The sequence below is a fragment of the Isoptericola halotolerans genome, from assembly GCF_045689585.1.
Classification (GTDB): Bacteria; Actinomycetota; Actinomycetes; order Actinomycetales; family Cellulomonadaceae; genus Isoptericola; species Isoptericola halotolerans_B.
Window position 1 is genome coordinate 26,721 of record NZ_CP140108.1, and the last position, 20,756, is coordinate 47,476.

A 20,756-nucleotide genomic window follows, 5' to 3' on the forward strand; every position below is an offset into this window, starting at 1 on the left:
CGCCCGCTCCGGCACCCTCTTCTCCAACGTTGTACATCGGAGTAGGGCCATGTTTACACCGTTGTACATCGCTGGGCAAGCCCGTCCACCGCATCGTGACCGGTTCGTCACCGACGAGGGGCGGCGGGACGCTCAGTGCACGGTTCGTCCCAGCAGGCAGGACTCCCGGGCGACGATCTCGAACGAGGCGACCACGCGGCGCGGCTCCACCGTCGACCCCTCGATCCGCTCCAGCAGCATGTCCACGGCCGTGCGGGCGATCTGCTCGCGCCCCGGCGCGACGGAGCTCAGCAACGGCTCCGAGTAGCGGGCGTCGTCGATGTCGTCGAAGCCCATGACCGCGACGTCCTGCGGCACCGAGACGCCACGGGAGTGCAGCACGTGCAGGGCACCCAGGGCCAGTGCGTCGTTCATGCCGAACACCCCGTCGAACGCCGTCCCGGCATCGAGCAACCTCGTCATGGCTGCCGCGCCGGTCGAGCGGTGCCAGAGGCCGGCGTCCGCCACGAGCTCCGGGTCGAACGGCAGCCCGGCCTCGGCCAGCGCCTGGCGGTACCCGTCGAAGCGGAGACGGGCGGACCCCATCGTCTCGCCCGGGTGGGCGCCGATGACGGCGATCCGGCGGCACCCGCGCTCGACCAGGTGCAGCGTCGCCGCCCGGGAGGCCTCGACGTTCGCCATGGTCACGTGGTCGACCGGGCCGAACATCCGCTCGCCCAGCAGGACCATCGGGTAGTCGACCTCCAGCCGCTCGGTCTCCTCCGGCTCGAGGGCCAGCGGGGAGAACAGCAGCCCGTCGGTCAGCCGTCGCTGCGCCGAGTCGAGCGCCTGCAGCTCCCGCTCGCGCTGGGCGCCCGTCTGCTCGAGGAGGACGACGACCCCCCGCTCCTCGGCGGCGCGCATGACCGAGTCCGCCAGCTCGGCGAAGTACGGCAGCGAGAGCTCCGGCAGCGCCAGGCCGATCATCCCGGTCCGCCCCTGGCGCAGGTTGCGCGCCGTCGTGTTGAGCCGGTAGCCCAGCGAGTCGATCGCGTCCTGCACGCGTCGGCGCGTCTCGGCGCGCACGTGCGGGTAGTCGTTCACGACGTTCGACACGGTCTTGATGGAGACGCCGGCGCGGTGCGCGACGTCGTGCATGGTCACTGCCACGTGACATTCCTCCTGCTCAACGCGCCCTAGCGTAGGCCACGGAATCTCCGCTGGTGCCGGACAGCACTGTCGTGGTTCACTCTACATCGTTGTAACCAATGGCGGCACACCCGCACCCCGTTCACAGAGGAACACCGAGAACCATGGCTAACGCCCGCATCACCCTGCACCCCGACTTCCGTCGAGGGACCGTCGACCGGCGCCTGTTCGGCTCCTTCGTCGAGCACCTCGGCCGCGCCGTCTACACCGGCATCTACGAACCCGGCCACGCACAGGCCGACGAGCACGGGTTCCGTCGCGACGTGGCCGACCTCGTCCACGAGCTCGGCGTGCCGATGGTCCGCTACCCCGGCGGCAACTTCGTGTCGAACTACGTCTGGGAGGACGCCGTCGGCCCCGTCGAGGACCGCAAGCCGTTCCTCGACCTGGCCTGGCGGACCGTCGAGCCCAACCTCGTGGGCACGGACGAGTTCCTGCAGTGGGCCGAGCGCGAGGGCATCGAGCCGATGATGGCGGTCAACCTCGGCACCCGTGGGGTCGACGCCGCCGCCGCACTGGTCGAGTACTGCAACGGCGAGGCGGGCACCCGCTGGGCCGACCTGCGCATCGCGAACGGCCGGACCGAGCCCTACGGGGTGCGGCTCTGGTGCCTGGGCAACGAGATGGACGGCCCGTGGCAGATCGGCCACAAGGACGCCCACGAGTACGGCAAGCTCGCCGCCGAGGCCGGCAAGGCCATGAAGCTCGTCGACCCGTCGATCGAGCTCGTCGTGTGCGGCTCCTCGTCCATGCAGATGGAGACCTTCGGCGCGTGGGAGCGCACCGTCCTGTCGTACACCTATGACCTGGTGGACCACATCTCCATGCACGCCTACTACGAGGAGCACGACGGCGACCGGGCCTCGTTCCTCGCCTCCGGCACCGCGATGGACCGGTTCATCGACCGCGTGGTCGCTTCGGCCGACGCCGTGGGCGCCGAGCGCCGCTCGGACAAGAAGATCACCATCTCGTTCGACGAGTGGAACGTCTGGTACCTCGAGACGCGCTTCCCCGGCGAGTCGAACCTGCCGATCCAGCGGGACGCCCCGCGGATCATCGAGGACGTCTACTCCGGCCTCGACGCGGTCGTCGTCGGCGACCTGCTCGTCACGCTGCTCAACCACGCCGACCGCGTCCCGGTCGCCGCCCTGGCGCAGCTCGTCAACGTCATCGCGCCGATCATGACCGAGCCGGGCGGGGAGGCCTGGCGCCAGCCCACGTTCCACCCGTTCGCGACGACGGCGCGCCTCGCCCGGGGCACGGCGCTCGACGTCCGCGTGGAGGCGGCGTCCTACGAGACCGAGCGCCACGGCACGGCGCCGACGGTGACGGCCGCCGCGACCGTGGACGACGACGGCTCCCTGGGCCTGTTCCTGACCAACCGGTCGGACCACGTCGTCGAGGTGGACCTGGCCCACGTCGGGGCGTCCCTGTCCCTGTCCGAGGGCCACCGGATGGTCGCCGACCACGAGAGCGGCGTCCACGGCCCCGAGCACGCGGCGAAGGTCGCCGAGGCGTGCTGGTCCGCCGTCGACGTCGCCGACGCCGTCCTGACCACCGGCGGCGGCACCACGACCGTCCGCCTGGCGCCGGAGTCGTGGACGGCTTTCGCCGGGACGTTCGCGCGCCTCTGAGCTGCCGACGAACAGACCCCTCGGGTCCGGGCCGGCGGCCGCCGGTCCGGACCCGAGGGGTTCGTCGTCCGGGCGGCGGTCAGGCCGGGGCGAGGGCCAGCTCGTCGCCGGCCTGCTCCGAGCCAGGCTTCTGGTCCTCGTAGCGGCGCAGCACCCGGCTCACGGTCGACCGGGAGGCCTGCACCTCGTCGGCGATCTCGCGCTGGTTCTTCCCCTGGCGTGCCAGCTCGAGGATGCGCTGGTCGCGGCCGGAGGTGGGCTCGTCGCCCGCGCCCTCGACCGTGTTCTCCCCCGGCCGGTCGCCCGACGCGTCCAGGCGGTCGGCCTGAGCGCTCGCGGTCACCACCGGGATCTCCGAGGTCCCGTGCAGGTTCGACCAGGTCGGCACCCGCGGCGTCGCCCCGGTGGCCGTCTGGTCGCCGTGGCGGCTCAGCCCGAAGGCCTCGACCCGTCGGGTGTGCCCCGTCTCCGGGAGCGGCTCCGTCGGCTGCGGCGCCTCGCTGAGGACCTCGTCGGCCGGCCCCTCGGGTGCCTCGTCCGCGGGGGCGGCGTCCGCGGGCTCGCCGCCCAGCGCAGCGCCGAACTCCTCGGCGAACGGCTCCGCACCGTCCGCAGCGGCGGGCTCGGTGGCGACCTCCTCAGGGGCGGACTGCGCGACGGCGGGCTGCGCGACGGCGGGCTCGCTGGCGACCGGCTCGAGAACGGGCTCGGCGACGACCGGAGCCGCGACGACGACGGGCTCGGCAGTGGTCGGCTCTTCACGGCGGTCGCCACCGACCGCCACCAGGTCCTCGACGGCGAACGTCCCACGGGCGGTACCGCGCTTCGCCGAGCTCGCCCCGATGGTGTCCAGCCGGCTGCCGTGACGCTCCGCGGCCTCCAGGCGCTCGACCCACACCTGCATCCGGCGCTCGAAGTCCTCCACGGTCAGCAGCTTGAGGGCGCGGTCACGGGCCGCGCGCTGCCGCTCGTGCGCCGCGCGGATCTTCTTCGTGCTGCGTCGGCTGCCGGAGCTGTCCAGGCGCGCGTCGCGCCACATCTCCAGGGCCGTGACGTACTGGTGCACCCGGTGCTCGCGCCGACGCTCGTCGAGCGTGTGGCCGGTGACGAGATGACGCTCGCCGACCAGTGCCAGGTGCCACATCATGGCCGCCACGAGCGGCGGCACGAACCGGAAGACCACCATGTACGGGGTGCTGGCCGTCGGGACGGCGACCTCGTGCAGAGCGGCGAACACGCCGGAGGTCCCGGACAGGATCCAGGTCAGCGTCAGCAGGACCCCGTACGGGCGGCCCTCGAGGGCGGCGTTGCGCGCCATGAGGGCGACCGCGATCAGGCTCACCTCGAGGAAGCCCGCGAGCGCGTAGGCCTCGAGCGGCTCCATGTTCGCGACCTCGAGGCCGAACAGGACCATTCCGCTGTAGGCCAGGGCGGTGGCGATGAAGGCCGCGACGACCACGGCCACCATCGGCAGGTGCCGACCGCGGTAGCGAGGCCTCGAGGGAACTTCCTGCTGAGTCACGTCTTCCTCCGAAATATGGTGATGGCTCCATATATCAACAGGTCGACGCTCGGGAAGTCAACGCTCCGGGAGACATCGGGAGCCGATCGTGACCAGGGAAGACGACGAACCTCGCATACCGTCCGGTCGGTTCGCTATCGTGGGTGCACGCCGTCGAGGAGGACGCCATGACCCAGAGCTCCACCCAGCACGACGCCGGCCCGGCCGGCGAAGCCATCGCTCTCGACACACCGCTGGGATCGTTCGCCGCCCTGCGTCACGACGGCGCCGTCCGGGTCCGCAACATCCGGTACGCCCGGGCAGGACGCTTCGCCGCCCCCGAGGCCGTGGACCCCGAGCCGGGCGAGTCCGCCGCGCTCCCGCGCACGCTGTTCGCCTGCCCGCAGCCGCCCAGCGCCGCCGACGAGGTCTACGGGCCGCAGCTGACCGGCGCGACGTCCACCGAGGACTGCCTGCGCCTGAGCATCACCCGACCCGCCGACCTCACCGCTGCGGCGCCCGTGCTCGTCTGGGTGCACGGCGGCGCCTACGTCTCCGGCGCGGGCGACCTGCCGGGGTACGGCCCCACCGCGCTGTGCCGCGAGCACGGCATGGTCGTCGTGAACGTCACGTACCGGCTCGGGGCGCTGGGGTTCTTCGGGTCGCCCGCGCCGGACCGCGGTGGCCGGCCCGGCGGCCGGTCGGCGAACCTGGGGCTGCTCGACCTCGTCGAGGCGCTGCGCTGGGTCCACCGGCACGTCGAGGCGTTCGGCGGCGACCCCGAACGGGTGACGGTGCTCGGCCAGTCCGCGGGCGCCGACCTGGTCGCCCACGTGCACGGGGCGGACGGGGCCGAAGGGCTCGTGAAGCGGGCGATCCTCCAGTCGGCACCGTTCGGGATCCGCGGCGGCCGTGCCGAGGTCCACGAGCGGATGGCCGACGCCGTCGGCGACCTGGACGCGACCGGTGCCGTCGAGGAGGGCCTCGACGCCCAGGGCCGCGCCGCCGCCGTCGCCGGCATGAACGACCGCTCCGGCATGCCGTTGGCCCCGAGTACGGACGGGCACCGCTGCCTCCGGAGGACGAGTCCCGGGCCACCTGGCGCCGTCGGGCACCCGGGACCGAGCTGTTGGCGACGTGGATGGCCCAGGTCGGGGCCGCGTTCGTCCAGCTCGACCCGAAGGGACGTGCCCTGCGGGCCAAGCCGCTGTTCGGCCCGGCGCTGTTCCGGCTCGTGTCTCGCCGGGTGACCGACGCCCTGTTCCGTCGGGGAGCGAAGGCGTTCGCGCGCGACATGGCCGACGCCGGTGCCGCCGTCGTCGCCGCCGAGCTGTCGGCCCGACCCGTCGGCAACCCGCTCGGGGCGACGCACGCCGTCGAGCTGGGGCTGCTCTTCCCGAGCACGGAACGGTGGGCCGAAGCCCCGGTGATCGGGCCCGACGGCGCGGCCCACCTCGTGGAGGCGGGCCGCGAGCTGCGGGCGGCGTGGGCAGAGTTCGCCACCACCGGACGTCTCACCACCGACCGGGTCCGCACCGGACCGGGCTGCAGCGGCGGGCTGCGCGTCGTCAGTCGCTCCTGACCGCTGCCGAGCAGGAGGTGGGGCCCGTATTCCCCGCGGATAGCGGGCACAACCTCCTGCTCGGCGAGGGTCAGGACGTCACACGGACACCCACGGGCCGTGCTTCGACCCACCCGGCTCCTGGTTCCGCGTCCACCACTGCGCCTCGTACCGGGCGCCGTCGTGCTCCACGACGTCCCCCGCGGTGAAGATCCGCGACTCCGTCCACACCGCCATGCCGTCCGAGGTCTCGGCGATCTCCTGCCACGACCCCCACGGCGACGACCCCGGCTCGACATCACGCGTCCACCAGGTCGCCTCGAACGCCACACCGTGGAAGGCGACCCGGTCCCCTGCGCTGTACGCCGTGCCGGCGTCCCAGGCCGAGAGCTCCGGCGCCGCCGCCACTTCGCCCAGGACCGTGACCTCCCGGACCTTCAGGTACGAGCCCGGCGTCGAGAGGACGAGGCGCACCCCCGTCACGCTCACGGGGTCGAACGGCACCGTGGTGGACTCCCCGTACGCCGCCGGCGCGACGTCGGTGGCGACCTCGTGCCAGCCCCCGTCGGCCTCGCGGACCAGGACGTCGGCCGCCGTGACGGTGCCCTCCGTGTTCGTCCACGACACCTCGTCCAGGACGAAGGCCGTCTCGGTGGTGACGTCGGACCCTCCATCGTGTTCCGCCGGCCCGCCGGCGTGCGGCACGGCGACCACAGACTACCGCCGCCCCGAGCTGTCAGACCCTCAGGGGCGCATGCCCCCACCAGAGTCTGACAGCTCGGAACGGCCCGGAGCTGTCAGACTCCCGTCGGGGCACACACTTGCGAGAGCCTGACAGCTCGGGAGCGGTCAGAGGCCCTGCGCGACCCGGTAGTAGACCTGGTTCCAGCGCACCTGGTCGGCGAACCCCCGCCGCGTGGTGGACTCGTCGATCACCAGCAGCTCGGTCCGCGCGATCTGGGCGAACACCTCGAAGGCCTCGATGCCGGCGGCGGTGGACATCACCGTGTGGTGGGCGCCGCCCGCGGTCAGCCAGGCCTCGGCCGACGTCGGGAAGTCCGGCCGCGGCTTCCACACCGCACGCGCCACCGGCAGGTTGGGCAGCTCCGCCGTCGGCGGCACCACGTCGACCACGTTCGCCGTGAGGCGGAAGCGGTCGCGCATGTCGGCCAGCGACACGACGACGGCGCCCTCGACGCTGTCGGCGTCGAAGACCATCCGCACCGGGTCCTCCTTGCCGCCGATGCCGAGCGGGTGGATCTCGATCCGCGGCGTCGACGTGGTCAGCGACGGGCAGATCTCGAGCATGTGGGCCCCGAGGATCAGCTCGCTGCCGGGCGTGAGGTCGTAGGTGTAGTCCTCCATGAGGGAGGCCCCGCCGGGCAGGCCCTCGCTCATGACCTTCGCGGCCCGGACCAGCACGGCCGTCTTCCAGTCGCCCTCGGCACCGAAGCCGTAGCCCTTGGCCATGAGCCGCTGCACCGCGAGGCCGGGGAGCTGGCGCAGGGCACCGAGGTCCTCGAAGTTCGTGGTGAACGCCTTGGCGCCGCGCTCGGTGAGGAACGCCTCGATGGCGATCTCCTGGCGGGCCGCGTAACGCAGCGACTCGTGGCGCTCGCCACCGGCACGCAGCTCGGGCACGACGTCGTAGGACTGCTCGTACTCGGCGACCAGCGCGTCCACCGCCTCGTCCGCGACGGCGTCGACCGCCGCGACCAGGTCGTTGACGCCCCAGGTGCTCACCGAGACGCCGAACTGCAGCTCGGCCTCGGTCTTGTCGCCCTCGGTGACGGCGACGTTGCGCATGTTGTCGCCGAACCGGACCAGCGAGAGCTCGTGGGTCGCGGCCCAGCCGGCGGCGCCGCGCACCCAGGTGCCGACCCGGCGCTGCACGGCCGGGTTCGAGACGTGCCCCACCACCGTGGTCCGCGCGACGCCGAGCCGGGACAGCATGTACCCGTACTCCCGGTCGCCGTGCGCGGCCTGGTTGAGGTTCATGAAGTCCATGTCGATGTCCGCCCACGGCAGCTCGACGTTCGCCTGCGTGTGCAGGTGCAGCAGCGGCTTGCGCAGCGCGTCGAGCCCGGCGATCCACATCTTCGCGGGGCTGAACGTGTGCATCCAGGTGACGACGCCGAGAACGTTGTCGTCGCTGTTCGCGTCGAGCATCGCGCGGCGGATCGAGCCGGAGTCCTTCAGGACCGGCTTCCAGACCACCTTCGCGGGGACGTCGCCGGAGGCGTCGAGCGCCTCGGCGACCTCGCGGGACTGCTGGGCGACCTGCTCCAGCGTCTCCGGGCCGTACAGGTCCTGGCTGCCGGTGAGGAACCAGACCTCGCGGTCACCGTAGGGCTTGCTCATGTTCTTCCTTCCGAGAGATGTTCGGGCCGGTCGCACCGCAGGCGGTGCCGGGACGCGTCAGCGCTGGCCGTAGACGTTCTGGTAGCGGTCGTACAGGGAGTCGACGTGCTCCTGGGCGATCGGCAGCGGCTCGCCGAGCTGGCGCGCGACATGCACGGCGCGGGCCACCTCCTCGCACAGCACGGCGGCCTTGACCGCGGCCTTCGCGTCCGCGCCGATGGTGAACGGGCCGTGGTTCTGCATCAGGACCGCGCGCGAACGGGACCCACGCAACGTCTCGACGATGCCCCGGCCGATCGAGTCGTCGCCGATGATGGCGAACGGGCCCACGGGGACCGGTCCGCCGAACTCGTCGGCCATCATCGTCAGCACGCAGGGGATCTCCTCCCCGCGGGCGGCCCACGCCGTCGCGTACGTGGAGTGGGTGTGCACCACGCCGCCCACCTCGGGCATGTGGGCGTAGACGTAGGCGTGCGCGGCGGTGTCCGACGACGGCGCGCGGTCGCCCTCGACGAGGTTCCCGTCCAGGTCGCACACCACCATGGCGTCGGCCGTGATGTCGTCGTACGACAGCCCCGAGGGCTTGATGACGAGCAGGTCGCCGTCGGTCCCGGGGACCTGGGCGTCGGCCACCCGCTCGGAGACGTTGCCCGCGGTCCACACCACGAGCTCCCAGCGGGGCAGCTCGGCGTGCAGCGCCGCGACCTTCACCTTGGCGGCGTCGACGGCGGTGCGCAGGTGCGCGGGCACCGCGGTGATCGGCGTTGTCGGCATCGTGATGCTCCGTTCCAGGCTGTTGCTAGAGGGCTTCGGTCGCGGCGCGCTCGACCGCGAGGCCGGCCGTGTACCGCTGCAGATAGGTCGCGAACCCGGCCACGTCCTCGGCCTCGGGCCCGGCGACGTCGAGCGCGGCATCGGCGAAGACGCGCTCGGCCAGGTAGGTGTCGAGCGTCGGGGCGGTGCCGTCGGCACCGCCCGCGTCGGCCGGGCTGTCCGCGCAGGCGTTCGCGTAGGCGGCGAGCACCGCGATGCCCCAGGCGCCGCCCTCGCCGGCGGTCCGGCCGACGGCGACGGGGGCGTCGACGGCGGCGGCCAGGAGACGCTGGGCGACCCCGGCCGTCCGGAACACGCCGCCGTGGGCGAACATCGTGTCGATCGCGACGCCTTCGCCGTGCAGGACGCGCATGCCCAGGGCGAGCGTGCCGAAGGCGCCGTAGATCTGCGTGCGCATGAAGTTCGCGAGCGTGAGCCGGCTGTCCGGCGTGCGCACGACCAGCGGCCGACCCTCGTCGAGCCCGGTGATGGGCTCCCCGGCGAGGTAGTTGTAGGCGAGCAGCCCGCCGCCGTCGGGCGCGCCGTCGAGCGCGGCACGGAAGAGCGCGCCGAAGACGTCGTCCGCGGCGGCGTCGTGCCCCAGCGCGGCGGCGAACTCGCCGAACAGGCCCGCCCAGGCGTCGAGCTCGCTGGCTCCGTTGTTGCAGTGCACCATCGCGACCAGGTCGCCCGCCGGGGTGGTCACGAGGTCGAGCTCGTGGTGCACGCTGGTCAGCGGCTTCTCCAGCACGACCATCGCGAAGATCGACGTGCCGGCGCTGATGTTGCCGGTGCGGGGCGCCACCGCGTTCGTGGCGACCATGCCGGTCCCGGCGTCGCCCTCGGGCGGGCAGAGCAGGATCCCGGGCTCGAGGGCACCGGTCGGGTCGAGCAGGGCGGCACCCTCGGCGGTCAGCCGCCCGGCGTCGCTGCCGGCCGTCAGCACCTCGGGGAGCAGACCCTCGACCTGCAGCCCGGGGCGCTTCGCGGCGACGAGGTGTCGGAACTGGCCGAGCATGCGCTCGTCGTAGTCCCGCGTGGCGGGGTCGACGGGGAACATGCCGGAGGCGTCGCCGACGCCGAGCACGTGCCGACCGGTCAGGGCCCGGTGCACGTACCCGGCCAGGGTGGTGAACGAGGCGATCTGCGGCACGTGCGGCTCGTCGTCGACGATCGCCTGGTACAGGTGCGCGATCGACCAGCGCAGCGGGATGTTGTACCCGAACAGCTCCGAGAGCTCGGCGGCGGCCGGTCCGGTGCTGGTGTTGCGCCACGTGCGGAACGGCACGAGCAGCTGGTCCGCGGCGTCGAAGGCCAGGTACCCGTGCATCATCGCGGACACGCCGAGCCCAGCATAGGTGGTGGGCCGGACGCCGTAGCGAGCCTCGACGTCGGCCACGAGCGCGGCGTGCGCACCCTGCAGCCCGGCGTGGACGGCGTCGAGCGAGTAGGTCCAGATACCGTCGACGAGCTCGTTCTCCCAGGCGTGGGACCCGCCGGCGACCGGCGTGTGGTCCGGGCCGACGAGGCAGGCCTTGATGTTGGTCGAGCCGAGCTCGATACCGAGCGTCGTGCGCCCGGCGGTGATGGCGTCGCGCACCTCGGCCACCCGGTCATGCTGCGTCATCGGGGAGTCCACTCCTTGGGGTCGGATCGATTGATGTTAGCGCTCACATAGGGCGGATCTCAACCCGCTCCCCGCGCGGGCCGGTGGTCAGGCGCGACGCGGCGGGCCCGTGGACGAGCGGACCACCAGCTCCGGCTCGATCCGCTCCACCGCCACGGTCCTCCCGGCCAGGGATGCGAGCACCATCGCCACGCAGTGCGCACCGAGCGTGGCGAACGGCTGGCGGACCGTCGTCAGCGGCGGCACGAAGTACGCGGCCCCGGCGACGTCGTCGAACCCGACCACGGAGACGTCGTCGGGCACGCTCAGCCCGCGTTCCCACAGCGCCCGCAGGATGCCGAGCGCCAGCTGGTCGTTGCCCGCCAGCACCGCCGTCGGTCCCTCCCCCGCCACGACCGCCTCGGCGAGGTCGCGCCCTGCCCGGTAGCCGTCCTCGGCCGACCAGGAGCACGTGCGCGGGCGGGTGGGCACCACCCCGCGCGCCTCCAGCGCCGCCCGCCAGCCCGCCGCCCGCTCGCGCGCGTCGAACCAGTCCTGCGGACCGGCGACGTGCAGCACGTCCGCGTGCCCCAGGTCGAGCAGGTGCTCCGTCGCTACCCGGGCGCCGGCACGCTGGTCCACGGCGACCGACATGGTCCCCGACGGCTCGTCGCCCGGGGTGAGCCCCACCGTCGGGCGCTCGTCCAGCGCGGCCACCACCACGACGGGCACCGGGGCACGGAAGGACTCGACGGCCGCCGCCACGTCGTCGTGGGGCGCGATGACGACGATCCCGTCCACGCCCTGGGCCATGAAGTGCTCGAGCGCCTCGTGCATCGAGGTCGTGTCGTAGGTGCGCAACGTCGCCACCGAGACGAAGTAGCCCTTGTCCCGCGCCGCCTCCTCGACGGCGATGAGCGTGCTGGTCGGGCCGAACAGCGCCGAGCCCGTGGTCACCACGCCCAGCGTCGCCGACCGCGACGTCGCCAGCGCCCGCGCCGCGCTGTTGCGGCGGTAGCCGAGCTGCTCGATCGCCTCCTGGACGCGCTCGCGCGTCTCACCACGGACGCTGGCATGACCGTTGAGCACCCGCGACACCGTCTGGTGCGACACCCCGGCCACGGCCGCGACGTCCGCCATCGACGGCCTCCCGGTACGGCGGGCGCCCGGGACGCTCACGACCCGTCGGCGGGTGACTCCGCCGGACCCCCGGCCGCGTTCCGCGCGTCGACCGCGTGCAGCACCCGGCGCAGGTAGGTCATGGTCAGCTGTCCCGCTGCCTCGTCGTACTGCGCCTCGTAGCCGTGCTTGGTGTAGAGCGCGAGGTTCTGCTTGGAGTCCTTGCCCGTGAACGCCCAGATCTCCGTCACCTGGTCGGGCAGGTAGTCCAGGATGGCGAACATCAGCGTGGTCCCCAGGCCGCGCCCCTGCTGGTCCGGGGCGACGGCCAGCCGTCCCAGGGTCGCCTTGGAGCTCTCGACCTCGACCCGGATCGAGCCGACCAGCCGGTGGCCCTCCCACGCGCCGACCGTGACGATGTCGTCGCGGGCCATGTCCTCGCGCAGCTCGGGCAGCGTCTGCGTCAGCGGCGGGATGTTCGGGTCGTCGTACAGCTGGGCCTCCGAGACGAACGCCGCACGGCGCAGCGTCAGCAGCTCGCCGGCGTGATCGTCGGTGACCAAGGCGATCCGGGTGGGCCTGTCGGGCGCGGTGCCGCCGCTCGCTGCTTCGTCGGGGACGCCGGTCGTGTCGCTCATGGCCCCATCGTGGCAGACGGTGAGCCACAATGGCGTGCGTGACCACGCAGCCGACAGCACCCACGCCCTCGAGCCCGCCGGCACCCGCCGGGCGACCCACCGAGTGGGTCCTGACCCTGTCGTGCCCGGACCGCCCCGGGATCGTGCACGCCGTGAGCGGGATGCTCGCCGGCCACGACGGCAACATCACCGAGTCGCAGCAGTTCGGCAACCCCGGGTCGGGGACGTTCTTCATGCGGGTCCAGGTCGAGTCGCACGCCTCGCGCGACGAGCTCGAGGCGGCGATGACCGACGTCGCGTCCGACTTCGAGATGACGTGGACGCTCGACGTGGTCGGCCGCCCCGTGCGGACCCTGGTCATGGTGTCCCGGGCCGCCCACTGCCTCGTCGACCTGCTCTACCGCGAGCGGGACCAGGGGATGCCGATCGAGGTGGTCGGCGTGGTCGGCAACCACCGCGACCTGGAGGACATCGCCGCGTTCTACGGCAAGCCGTTCCACCACGTGCCGGTGACCCGGGACACCAAGACCGCGGCGGAGGACCGGCTCCGCGAGCTCGTCGACCAGCTCGACGTCGAGCTGGTCGTCCTGGCGCGCTACATGCAGATCCTCTCGGACGACCTGTGCCGCGACCTGTCCGGGCAGGTGATCAACATCCACCACTCGTTCCTGCCGTCGTTCAAGGGCGCGCGCCCCTACGCCCAGGCGCACGAGCGAGGGGTCAAGCTCATCGGTGCCACCTCGCACTACGTCACCGGCGACCTGGACGAGGGGCCGATCATCGAGCAGGACGTCGAACGGGTCGACCACTCGCGGGCCGTGACCGACCTCGTCGCCCTCGGCGAGGACGTGGAGCGGCGCACGCTCGCCCGGGCGGTGCGGTGGCACGCCGAGCACCGGGTGCTGCTCGACGGCCACCGCACGGTCGTCTTCCACTGACCGGCGCCGGGTTCCGGGGACCGGCCGGCCTCCGGGCCTCTCGGGTGGGCGCGGGGACGCCGGGCGTCAGCCCGCGTCGACCTCCTCCGCGGTGTAGTACCCGCTGTCGACGAGCACCTCGTCGATGTCGCGCCGGTAGACGGTCGCCACGTCGAGCAGGAACGTCGGCACGACCTTGACGCCGTTGTCGTACGTCCCGGTGTCGTTGACCTCGGGCTCGCCACCCTCGAGGTAAGCCACCGCGGCCCGCACGGCCTCGTCGGCCAGCGCGCGGGTGTCCTTGAAGACCGTCGAGTACTGCATCTTCTCGTTGATCAGCTTCACGGAGTCCGCCTCGGCGTCCTGGCCCGTCACGACAGGCATCCCGTCGGCGATCGTCGGGCCCAGGCCGTCCAGCGCCAGCGCCGTGATCGCACCCCGGGAGATGCCGTCGTACGGCGACAGGACACCGTCGAGCGTCGTGCCGTCCCCGTAGAACTGGGCGAGCAGCCCCGACATCCGGTCCTGCGCCAGGTCTCCCGACCAGCGCCAGGACTCGGCCTGCACGATGTCCGTCTGCCCCGACGGCACCTTGACGACACCGTCGTCCAGGTACGGCTGCAGGGTGTCCAACGCCCCCTGCCAGAAGATGTGCGCGTTGTTGTCGTCGAGCGACCCGGCGAACAGCTCGATGTTGTACGGGCCCTCGTCCCCGGTGGGCTCGCCGTCGGCGTCCACCACGCCGAGGCCCCGCAGCAGCGACGTCGCCTGAGCGACCCCGACCGCGTAGTTGTCGAACGTCACGTAGTGGTCGACGCCGTCGCTGTCGAGCAGCAACCGGTCGTAGGCGATGACCGGGATGTTCTGCGCCGCGGCTGCCTCGAGCTGGTCGCCGAGCCCGGCCCCGTCCACGGCCGCGATGATCAGCAGCTCGGCGCCGCCGTCGATCATCGCCTGGACCTGGTCCGCCTGCTTGAACCCTGCGGTGTCGTCACCGGCGTAGCGCAGGTCCACGTCGTACCCGGCCTCCTCCAGCCCGGACTCCAGCGTCTCCCCGTCGGTGATCCAGCGCTCGGACGACTCCGTCGGCATCGCCACACCGATCGTGCCGGCGCCGCTGCTCTCTCCGTCGTCGCCGTCCGCCCCGCAACCCGCGAGGGTGAGCACAGCGGCCGTCCCCACGACGGCAGCACCTGCTGCCAGTCGTCGATTCATCGCGTTCCTCCGTTTCAGTCCGCCGCACCGGTCGGCGGACGCTGGTCGTCGGGCGCCGACCGTGGGGCCGACGCCGGTCGCCGAGATCTCAGGCGGCCCCCGTGATCGCGGCCAGGATCGACTCGTGGCTGGCGGACGCCGGGAACGAGCCGTTGTGACGGCCGTGCCGCATCACCTCGATGCGGTCGGACACGGCCCGGACGTCGTTGAGGTTGTGACTGATGAGGATCACCCCGAGGCCCAGCTCCCGGAGCCGTTCGATGTGCGTGAGCACCTCGCCGGTCTGCGCCACGGACAGCGCCGCCGTCGGCTCGTCGAGCACCACGATCCGCGGGTCGCCGATCAGCGTGCGGGCGATGGCCACCGCCTGTCGCTGCCCCGCCGAGAGGTTGCGCAACGGGGTGCGCACCGACGGGATGCGGACCGTGAGGTGCTCCAGGAGACGTCGCGTGTCGATCTCCATCCGCCCGTCGTGGAGCAGCCCGGCCCGGTTGCGGATCTCGTGCCCCAGGAACACGTTGGCGGTGACGTCGAGGTTCTCGCAGACGGCGAGGTCCTGGAAGACGCTCGCCACCCCGAGCTCGTTGGCGGCCGACGGCGAGGAGATCGTCACCGGCCTGCCCTCGATCTCGACCTGCCCCGTGTCCGGCGTGAGCACGCCGGACACGATCTTGGCGAGCGTCGACTTGCCCGCCCCGTTGTCCCCGACCAGGGCCACCACCTCGTGGGCGTGCACCTCCAGGTCGAAGCTGACGAGGGCCTCGACGGCGCCGAAGCTCTTCGTCACCTCGCGCAGGGCGAGCAGGGGGGAACGCCGGCGCGTGCCGTCCGTGGGCAGCGTCATCGTCCCGCTCCCTCGTCGTCGGTGCTGTCGGGTCGCTCGAACAGGTCGGTGCTCGCCAAGGCCAGCGCGATCGCACCGAGGAGCTCGGCACGCAACCCTAGCGCGGACGGCACCACGTCGGGACCACCCGCCTGGCTGAGCACGGTGCGACGTCGCAGCGCGTCGCGCAGCGGGCCGAGGAACGTCTCCCCCGTCTCGGCGAGGTCGCCACCGACCACCACCCGCTGGGGCCCGAGCCCGGTCGCCAGGGCGGCGACGACGGTGCCGACGGTCGCGCCGGCGTCGGCCACGATCTCGCGGCAGCCGGGGTCGTCCTGGTTGGTCATCCGCACGACGTCGCGCAGGGTGACGTGCCCGTAGCTGGGGTAGAGCGGTTCGAGCAGCGCAGGGCACCCCACCACCGTCTCGAGGCACCCCCGGCTGCCGCAGCCACAGATCCGCCCGGCCGGGTCGACCTGCACGTGGCCGATCTCGCCCGCGGTGCCGTCCGCGCCGCGATGGACCCGGCCGTTGAGCACCAGGCCGGCGCCGACCCCTTGGGAGACGTTGACGTAGATCAGGTCGCGCAGCTCGCGACCGGCCCCGAACGTGGACTCGGCGAGCGCGCCGAGGTTGGCGTCGTTGTCCGCGAACACCGGGCACGCCAACCGCTTCTCGAGCACCTGGGCGACCTGGACCGAGTCCCAGCCGCGCAGCACGCCGCGAACGCTGATCATGCCGGTCGCCGGGTCGACGGGCGCCGGCAGCCCGAGCCCGATCCCGAGCAGCTCGTCCAGGTCCGCGCCCACGCGCTCCACCAGGTCGACGATCAGCAGGGCGGCCCGGTCGAGGCTGGTGTCGGAGCGGTGGTCGGTCGGCAGGGGCAGCACCTGCTCGGCCAGCACCTCGTGCGAGACGTCCGCCAGCGCCACCCGGAGGTGGCGGTAACCGACGACGACACCCGCGACCAGCCCCACGCGGTGCGCCAGCGTGACGAGCTGGGCCCGGCGCCCGGACCGCACGGTGTTGCGGACCTCGACGGCCCCGGCCGCCACGAGCTCCTTGACGATCGCCGAGACGGTCGCGGCTGACAACCCCGTGGCGCCGGCGAGCTCGACCTGGGTGAGCCCGCCGTGCTTCTTCACCGCGTCCACGACGCGGGCTCGGTTGGCCTCGCGCAGCGACGACTGGGATCCCGCCATGGGGTGCCGTCCCTTCACGCACCGGAGTGTAGAAGACGGCGGCGGGCGGGCGGTTCCGACCGCCGGCCCGCCGCCGTCTGGTGGATCAGCGCGCGGCAGCGGCCCGGCGCTTGTTCCAGATGTCGAACGCGACGGCGAGCAGGAGCACGAGGCCCTTGACCACCTGCTGCATCGACTGCGGCACGCCCATGAGCTGCATGCCGTTGGACATGACCGCCATGATCAGACCACCGATCATGGCGCCGCCGACGCGGCCCACACCACCGGTGGTCGAGGCACCGCCGATGAAGCAGGCGGCGATGGCGTCGAGCTCGAACATGTTGCCCGCGGCCGGCTGTGCGGCGTTCATGCGCGACGAGTACACGATGCCGGCCACGGAGGCCAGGACACCCATGTTGACGAAGATCCAGAAGTTGATGCGACGGACCTTCACACCGCTCAGCTGTGCGGCGTGCAGGTTGCCGCCGACGGCGTAGATGTGCCGGCCGAACACGGACTTCTGCGTCACCAGCGTGTAGACGATGACGAGCACGGCCAGGATGATCAGCACGAACGGCAGGCCACGGCTCTGGGCGAGCTGGTAGCCGAACCACATGACGACCGCACCGACGAGGACGATCTTCAGGGCGAACATCGGGATCGACTCGACCGACTGGCGGTAGGCGATCTTGCCCTGGCGCGTGCGCCACTGGCTCACGGCGTAGCCGGCCACACCGATCGCGAAGATGACGACGGTGAAGACGTCGAAGCCGGCACCGCCGAGCAAGCCGTTGGAGAACCCGTTGGCGATCTCGTAGTAGGTGCCGCCGAACGGCGAGAGCGAGACGTTGTCGAGCACCAGGTAGGTCATACCGCGGAAGAGCAGCATGCCCGCCAGCGTGACGATGAAGCCGGGGATCCCGACGTAGGCGACCCAGAAGCCCTGCCACATCCCGACGAGCAGTCCGACCACCAGGGCCGCGATCACGCCCATGTACCACGGCATGCCCATCCGGATGACCACGACGGCGGAGACCGCGCCGGTCAGGGCGACGACCGATCCGACGGACAGGTCGATGTGCCCCGCCACGATGATCATGAGCATCCCGATCGCCAGGATCAGGATGTAGGAGTACTGCAGGATGATGTTCGTCAGGTTTCCTGGGCTCAGGAAGTTCGGGTTGAGCACGGAGAACAGGATCACGATCATCGCGAACGCGATGAAGATCCCGCTCTCGCGCAGGTGCCGGGTGACGAGGTCCCGGGCTCCGGCGATGACGTTCATGAGTTCGTTTCCTTCGTGGGCAGGGGCTGGTCGCGCTCGAGGGTCATGAGCTCCATGAGCCGTTCCTGCGTCGCCTCGGCGACGGGGACCTCACCGGTGATGCGTCCGAAGGCGAGCGTGTAGACGCGGTCGGAGATCCCGAGGAGCTCGGGCAGCTCGGAGGAGATGACGATGACCGCCTTCCCCGCGGCGACCATCTTGTTAATGATCGTGTAGATCTCGTACTTCGCACCGACGTCGATCCCGCGGGTGGGCTCGTCGAGGATGAGCACGTCGGGGTCGGTGTACAGCCACTTGGACAGCACGACCTTCTGCTGGTTGCCGCCGGAGAGCTTGCCGACGTTCACCAGGACGTCCGGCGTCTTGATGTTGAGCGACTCGCGATAGTCCTCGGCGATCTTCAGCTCCTCGTTGCCGTTGACCCAGCCGCCGGGCGCGAGCTGGCGCAGCCCGGCCGAGGAGATGTTGTGGCGGATGTCGTCGAGGAGGTTGAGGCCGTAGCGCTTCCGGTCCTCCGTCGCGTAGGCGATCTTGTGCTGGATCGCCTCGTCGACGTCGCGGACCTGGATCTGCTGGCCGTTCTTGAACACCTTGCCACGGATGTTGCGTCCGTAGGAGCGTCCGAACAGGCTCATCGCGAGCTCGGTGCGGCCGGCGCCCATCAGCCCGGCGATCCCGACGACCTCGCCCTTGCGCACGCTCAGGGAGGCGTCGGAGATGACGTTGCGCCCGGCCTGCGTCGGGTGGTCGACGCTCCAGCCCTCGATGCGCAGCACCTCCTCGCCGATGTCCGGCGTGCGGTCGGGGTAGCGGCTCTCGAGGTCACGGCCGACCATCCCGCGGATGATGCGGTCCTGCGTGGACTCCGGCTCGGACATGTCGATCGTCTCGATCGTCTGGCCGTCGCGGATGATCGTCGTGTTGTCGGCGATCTCGGCGATCTCGTTGAGCTTGTGCGAGATGATGATGCAGGTGATGCCCTGCTCCTGCAGCGTCCGCAGCAGACCGAGCAGGTGCTCGGAGTCCGTGTCGTTCAGCGCGGCCGTCGGCTCGTCGAGGATGAGCAGCTTGACCTTCTTCGACAACGCCTTCGCGATCTCGATGAGCTGCTGCTTGCCGACCCCGAGCTGGCCGACGGGCGTCGTGGGGTTCTCGTGCAGGCCGACCCGGTCGAGCAGCTCGGCCGCGCGGTGGTTCGCGCTGTCCCAGTCGATCAGCCCCAGCCGGTTGCGCGTCTCGTTGCCGAGGAAGATGTTCTCGGCCACGGACAGGTACGGCACCAGGGCGAGCTCCTGGTGGATGATGACGATGCCCTCGTCCTCGGAGTCGTTGATCGACCCGAAGCGGACGGTCTCACCCTCGTAGACGATGTCACCCTCGTAGGTGCCGTGCGGGTAGACGCCCGACAGCACCTTCATGAGGGTGGACTTGCCGGCACCGTTCTCGCCGCAGATGGCGTGGATCTCGCCGCGTTCGACACCGAGGTCGACCCCCGACAGCGCCTTGACGCCCGGGAACTCCTTGGTGATGGAGCGCATCTCCAGGATCTTGCTCATGCGCGCCCTCGTCCCTCCTTCTGGGATGTACCCGCCACCGGCTGACTGCCGGGGCAGAGCCCTGGCCGGGCCCGCCGCCGACGCTCGGGGGAAGCGTCGGCGGCGGGCCCGGGGTTCAGGATCGGCTCACTCGGCCTGGCCGGCGTCGATCTCGTCCTGGGTCCAGTAGCCGCTGTCGACCAGCAGCTCGGTGATGTTGTCCGAGTAGACGGTGTCGACCTCGAGCAGGTACGACGGCACGACCTTCACGCCGTTGTCGTAGGTCTCGGTGTCGTTCGCCTCGGGCTCCTCACCGGCGAGGTACGCCTCGGCCGCGATGACGGCCTGGTCGGCGAGCTTGCGCGTGTCCTTGAAGATCGTGGACTGCTGCACGCCGTCCTGGATCAGCTTCACGGAGGCGATCTCGGCGTCCTGACCGGTGACGACCGGCAGGCCGTCCTCGATCGTGTCGCCGAAGCCCGCGCCCGTGAGCGCGGTGATGATGCCGCGCGAGAGACCGTCGTACGGGGCCAGCACACCGTGCAGCTCCGTGTCACCACCGGTGTAGGTGGAGGTGATGAGGTCCTCCATGCGCTTCTGCGCCCGCTCCTGCTCCCAGCGCAGCGTGGCCGCCTGGTCGAACTCCGTCTGGCCGGACGGGACGGTCAGCGAGCCGTCGTCGAAGAACGGCTGGAGGGTGTCCATCGCGCCGTCCCAGAAGAAGTGCGCGTTGTTGTCGTCCGGGGAGCCGGCGAAGAGCTCGATGTTGAACTCACCCTCCTCGCCGGTGGGCTCGCCCGCGGCGTCGGTGAGCCCGAGGCCGTAGAGCAGGGCGGTCGCCTGGGCGACGCCGACCTTGTAGTTGTCGAACGAGACGTAGAAGTCCACGTTCTCGCTGTCGCGGATCAGGCGGTCGTAGGAGATGACCGGGATGTCCGCGGCGGCCGCGGCATCGAGCTGGCTCGTGAGGGCCGTACCGTCGATCGCGGCGATGATGAGCGCCTCGGCGCCACCGGTGATCATCGCGTCGATCTGCTGGGTCTGGGTGGGGATGTCGTCGCCCGCGAACTGCAGGTCGACGTCGTAGCCGGCCTCCTCGAGCCCGGACTTGACGGCGTCACCGTCGGCGATCCAGCGCTCGGAGGTCTCGGTCGGCATGGCCACCCCGATGGTGCCGCCTTCCGTCTCGCCGCCGCCGTCGCCGTCTCCGCTGCTGCTGCCCGCGCCTTCGCCCGCGCACGCTGTCAGGGTGAGCGCCAGCGCCGCACCCGCGGCGACCACGCCCATCTTCTTGCCGAGTCGCATCCTCGCGCTCCTTCTCGTCGTCGAGGGTCCGCCGGCGGCGACCTTCACCGCTGGTGCCCCGTCGGGGCCGGACC

The 20,756-nt window shown here is 71.7% G+C and carries 18 protein-coding genes; 4 read left to right on the forward strand and 14 right to left on the reverse strand.

All coding sequences use genetic code 11. The annotated features are described in order from the left end of the window. Positions 1 to 132: 132 nt before the first annotated feature. Complete coding sequence (locus UQW22_RS00120; protein WP_407318793.1) at positions 133 to 1,149, reverse strand: LacI family DNA-binding transcriptional regulator; 1,017 nt, start codon at positions 1,147 to 1,149, stop codon at positions 133 to 135. A gap of 143 nt (positions 1,150 to 1,292) precedes the next feature. Here UQW22_RS00120 and UQW22_RS00125 point away from each other — a divergent pair, with 143 nt between their 5' ends. Then, the gene (locus tag UQW22_RS00125) at positions 1,293 to 2,822 is read left to right on the forward strand and encodes an alpha-N-arabinofuranosidase (RefSeq protein ID WP_407318795.1); all 1,530 of its coding nucleotides are present in this window, start codon (positions 1,293 to 1,295) and stop codon (positions 2,820 to 2,822) included. Positions 2,823 to 2,901: 79 nt separating this feature from the next. Here the strand turns inward: UQW22_RS00125 and UQW22_RS00130 are convergent, their stop codons facing one another. Beyond that, positions 2,902 to 4,344 carry a helix-turn-helix domain-containing protein gene (locus UQW22_RS00130; protein WP_407318796.1) on the reverse strand — a complete coding sequence of 481 codons (1,443 nt, stop codon included), beginning with the start codon at positions 4,342 to 4,344 and terminating at the stop codon, positions 2,902 to 2,904. A gap of 167 nt (positions 4,345 to 4,511) precedes the next feature. Here UQW22_RS00130 and UQW22_RS00135 point away from each other — a divergent pair, with 167 nt between their 5' ends. Both UQW22_RS00135 and UQW22_RS00140 read left to right on the forward strand, forming a co-directional pair. Continuing rightward, on the forward strand, positions 4,512 to 5,573 hold the full coding sequence (locus UQW22_RS00135) for a carboxylesterase family protein (RefSeq protein ID WP_407318798.1): 1,062 nt from the start codon (positions 4,512 to 4,514) through the stop codon (positions 5,571 to 5,573). Further along, a complete protein-coding gene (locus tag UQW22_RS00140) occupies positions 5,570 to 5,905 on the forward strand; it encodes a hypothetical protein (protein WP_407318800.1) in 336 nt (111 codons plus the stop codon). The genes UQW22_RS00135 and UQW22_RS00140 overlap by 4 nt, the downstream gene beginning before the upstream one ends. Positions 5,906 to 5,983: 78 nt before the next feature. Here UQW22_RS00140 and UQW22_RS00145 read toward each other — a convergent pair whose 3' ends face one another. The 6 genes from UQW22_RS00145 to UQW22_RS00170 all read right to left on the reverse strand — a co-directional run bounded on the left by UQW22_RS00145 (position 5,984) and on the right by UQW22_RS00170 (position 12,421). After that, entirely contained in the window at positions 5,984 to 6,589 is a 606-nt protein-coding gene (locus UQW22_RS00145; protein WP_407318802.1) for a carbohydrate-binding protein, read from the reverse strand. A gap of 144 nt (positions 6,590 to 6,733) precedes the next feature. Beyond that, complete coding sequence (gene araA, locus UQW22_RS00150; RefSeq protein ID WP_407318804.1) at positions 6,734 to 8,245, reverse strand: L-arabinose isomerase; 1,512 nt, start codon at positions 8,243 to 8,245, stop codon at positions 6,734 to 6,736. Positions 8,246 to 8,302: 57 nt separating this feature from the next. Further along, on the reverse strand, positions 8,303 to 9,019 hold the full coding sequence (locus UQW22_RS00155) for an L-ribulose-5-phosphate 4-epimerase (protein ID WP_407318805.1): 717 nt from the start codon (positions 9,017 to 9,019) through the stop codon (positions 8,303 to 8,305). Positions 9,020 to 9,044: 25 nt separating this feature from the next. Next, positions 9,045 to 10,685, reverse strand: a complete 1,641-nt coding sequence (locus UQW22_RS00160) for a xylulokinase (RefSeq protein ID WP_407318807.1) — start codon at positions 10,683 to 10,685, stop codon at positions 9,045 to 9,047. 87 nt (positions 10,686 to 10,772) lie between these two features. Continuing rightward, the gene (locus UQW22_RS00165; RefSeq protein WP_407318809.1) at positions 10,773 to 11,804 is read right to left on the reverse strand and encodes a LacI family DNA-binding transcriptional regulator; all 1,032 of its coding nucleotides are present in this window, start codon (positions 11,802 to 11,804) and stop codon (positions 10,773 to 10,775) included. A 35-nt stretch (positions 11,805 to 11,839) separates the two neighbouring features. Next, positions 11,840 to 12,421: a GNAT family N-acetyltransferase gene (locus UQW22_RS00170; RefSeq protein WP_407318810.1), complete on the reverse strand. Its 582-nt coding sequence runs from the start codon at positions 12,419 to 12,421 to the stop codon at positions 11,840 to 11,842. A gap of 29 nt (positions 12,422 to 12,450) precedes the next feature. Here UQW22_RS00170 and purU point away from each other — a divergent pair, with 29 nt between their 5' ends. Beyond that, on the forward strand, positions 12,451 to 13,359 hold the full coding sequence (gene purU, locus UQW22_RS00175) for a formyltetrahydrofolate deformylase (protein ID WP_407318812.1): 909 nt from the start codon (positions 12,451 to 12,453) through the stop codon (positions 13,357 to 13,359). 66 nt (positions 13,360 to 13,425) lie between these two features. Here the strand turns inward: purU and UQW22_RS00180 are convergent, their stop codons facing one another. The 6 genes from UQW22_RS00180 to chvE form a co-directional block, all read right to left on the reverse strand. After that, the gene (locus UQW22_RS00180) at positions 13,426 to 14,553 is read right to left on the reverse strand and encodes a substrate-binding domain-containing protein (RefSeq protein WP_407318813.1); all 1,128 of its coding nucleotides are present in this window, start codon (positions 14,551 to 14,553) and stop codon (positions 13,426 to 13,428) included. A gap of 88 nt (positions 14,554 to 14,641) precedes the next feature. Then, positions 14,642 to 15,397, reverse strand: a complete 756-nt coding sequence (locus tag UQW22_RS00185) for an ATP-binding cassette domain-containing protein (protein ID WP_407318815.1) — start codon at positions 15,395 to 15,397, stop codon at positions 14,642 to 14,644. After that, positions 15,394 to 16,596 carry an ROK family protein gene (locus UQW22_RS00190; protein ID WP_407318816.1) on the reverse strand — a complete coding sequence of 401 codons (1,203 nt, stop codon included), beginning with the start codon at positions 16,594 to 16,596 and terminating at the stop codon, positions 15,394 to 15,396. The genes UQW22_RS00185 and UQW22_RS00190 overlap by 4 nt, the downstream gene beginning before the upstream one ends. 67 nt (positions 16,597 to 16,663) lie before the next feature. Next, positions 16,664 to 17,842 (reverse strand): multiple monosaccharide ABC transporter permease, encoded by a 1,179-nt coding sequence (mmsB, locus tag UQW22_RS00195; protein WP_407318818.1) that lies wholly within the window; start codon positions 17,840 to 17,842, stop codon positions 16,664 to 16,666. After that, complete coding sequence (gene mmsA / locus UQW22_RS00200; protein ID WP_407318820.1) at positions 17,839 to 19,398, reverse strand: multiple monosaccharide ABC transporter ATP-binding protein; 1,560 nt, start codon at positions 19,396 to 19,398, stop codon at positions 17,839 to 17,841. The genes mmsB and mmsA overlap by 4 nt, the downstream gene beginning before the upstream one ends. 126 nt (positions 19,399 to 19,524) lie before the next feature. After that, positions 19,525 to 20,682, reverse strand: coding sequence for a multiple monosaccharide ABC transporter substrate-binding protein (gene chvE, locus UQW22_RS00205; protein WP_407318821.1), 1,158 nt, complete (start codon positions 20,680 to 20,682; stop codon positions 19,525 to 19,527). Between the last annotated feature and the right edge of the window lie 74 nt (positions 20,683 to 20,756).

Bases quoted from the DNA above. Each gene is read 5' to 3' on its own strand.
- UQW22_RS00170 (WP_407318810.1), bottom strand. From the start codon at position 12,421: ATGAGCGACACGACCGGCGTCCCCGACGAAGCAGCGAGCGGCGGCACC.
- UQW22_RS00125 (WP_407318795.1), top strand. From the start codon at position 1,293: ATGGCTAACGCCCGCATCACCCTGCACCCCGACTTCCGTCGAGGGACC.
- chvE (WP_407318821.1), bottom strand. From the start codon at position 20,682: ATGCGACTCGGCAAGAAGATGGGCGTGGTCGCCGCGGGTGCGGCGCTG.
- mmsA (WP_407318820.1), bottom strand. From the start codon at position 19,398: ATGAGCAAGATCCTGGAGATGCGCTCCATCACCAAGGAGTTCCCGGGC.
- UQW22_RS00165 (WP_407318809.1), bottom strand. From the start codon at position 11,804: ATGGCGGACGTCGCGGCCGTGGCCGGGGTGTCGCACCAGACGGTGTCG.
- mmsB (WP_407318818.1), bottom strand. From the start codon at position 17,842: ATGAACGTCATCGCCGGAGCCCGGGACCTCGTCACCCGGCACCTGCGC.
- UQW22_RS00180 (WP_407318813.1), bottom strand. From the start codon at position 14,553: ATGAATCGACGACTGGCAGCAGGTGCTGCCGTCGTGGGGACGGCCGCT.
- araA (WP_407318804.1), bottom strand. From the start codon at position 8,245: ATGAGCAAGCCCTACGGTGACCGCGAGGTCTGGTTCCTCACCGGCAGC.
- UQW22_RS00155 (WP_407318805.1), bottom strand. From the start codon at position 9,019: ATGCCGACAACGCCGATCACCGCGGTGCCCGCGCACCTGCGCACCGCC.
- UQW22_RS00185 (WP_407318815.1), bottom strand. From the start codon at position 15,397: ATGACGCTGCCCACGGACGGCACGCGCCGGCGTTCCCCCCTGCTCGCC.
- purU (WP_407318812.1), top strand. From the start codon at position 12,451: ATGGCGTGCGTGACCACGCAGCCGACAGCACCCACGCCCTCGAGCCCG.
- UQW22_RS00160 (WP_407318807.1), bottom strand. From the start codon at position 10,685: ATGACGCAGCATGACCGGGTGGCCGAGGTGCGCGACGCCATCACCGCC.
- UQW22_RS00135 (WP_407318798.1), top strand. From the start codon at position 4,512: ATGACCCAGAGCTCCACCCAGCACGACGCCGGCCCGGCCGGCGAAGCC.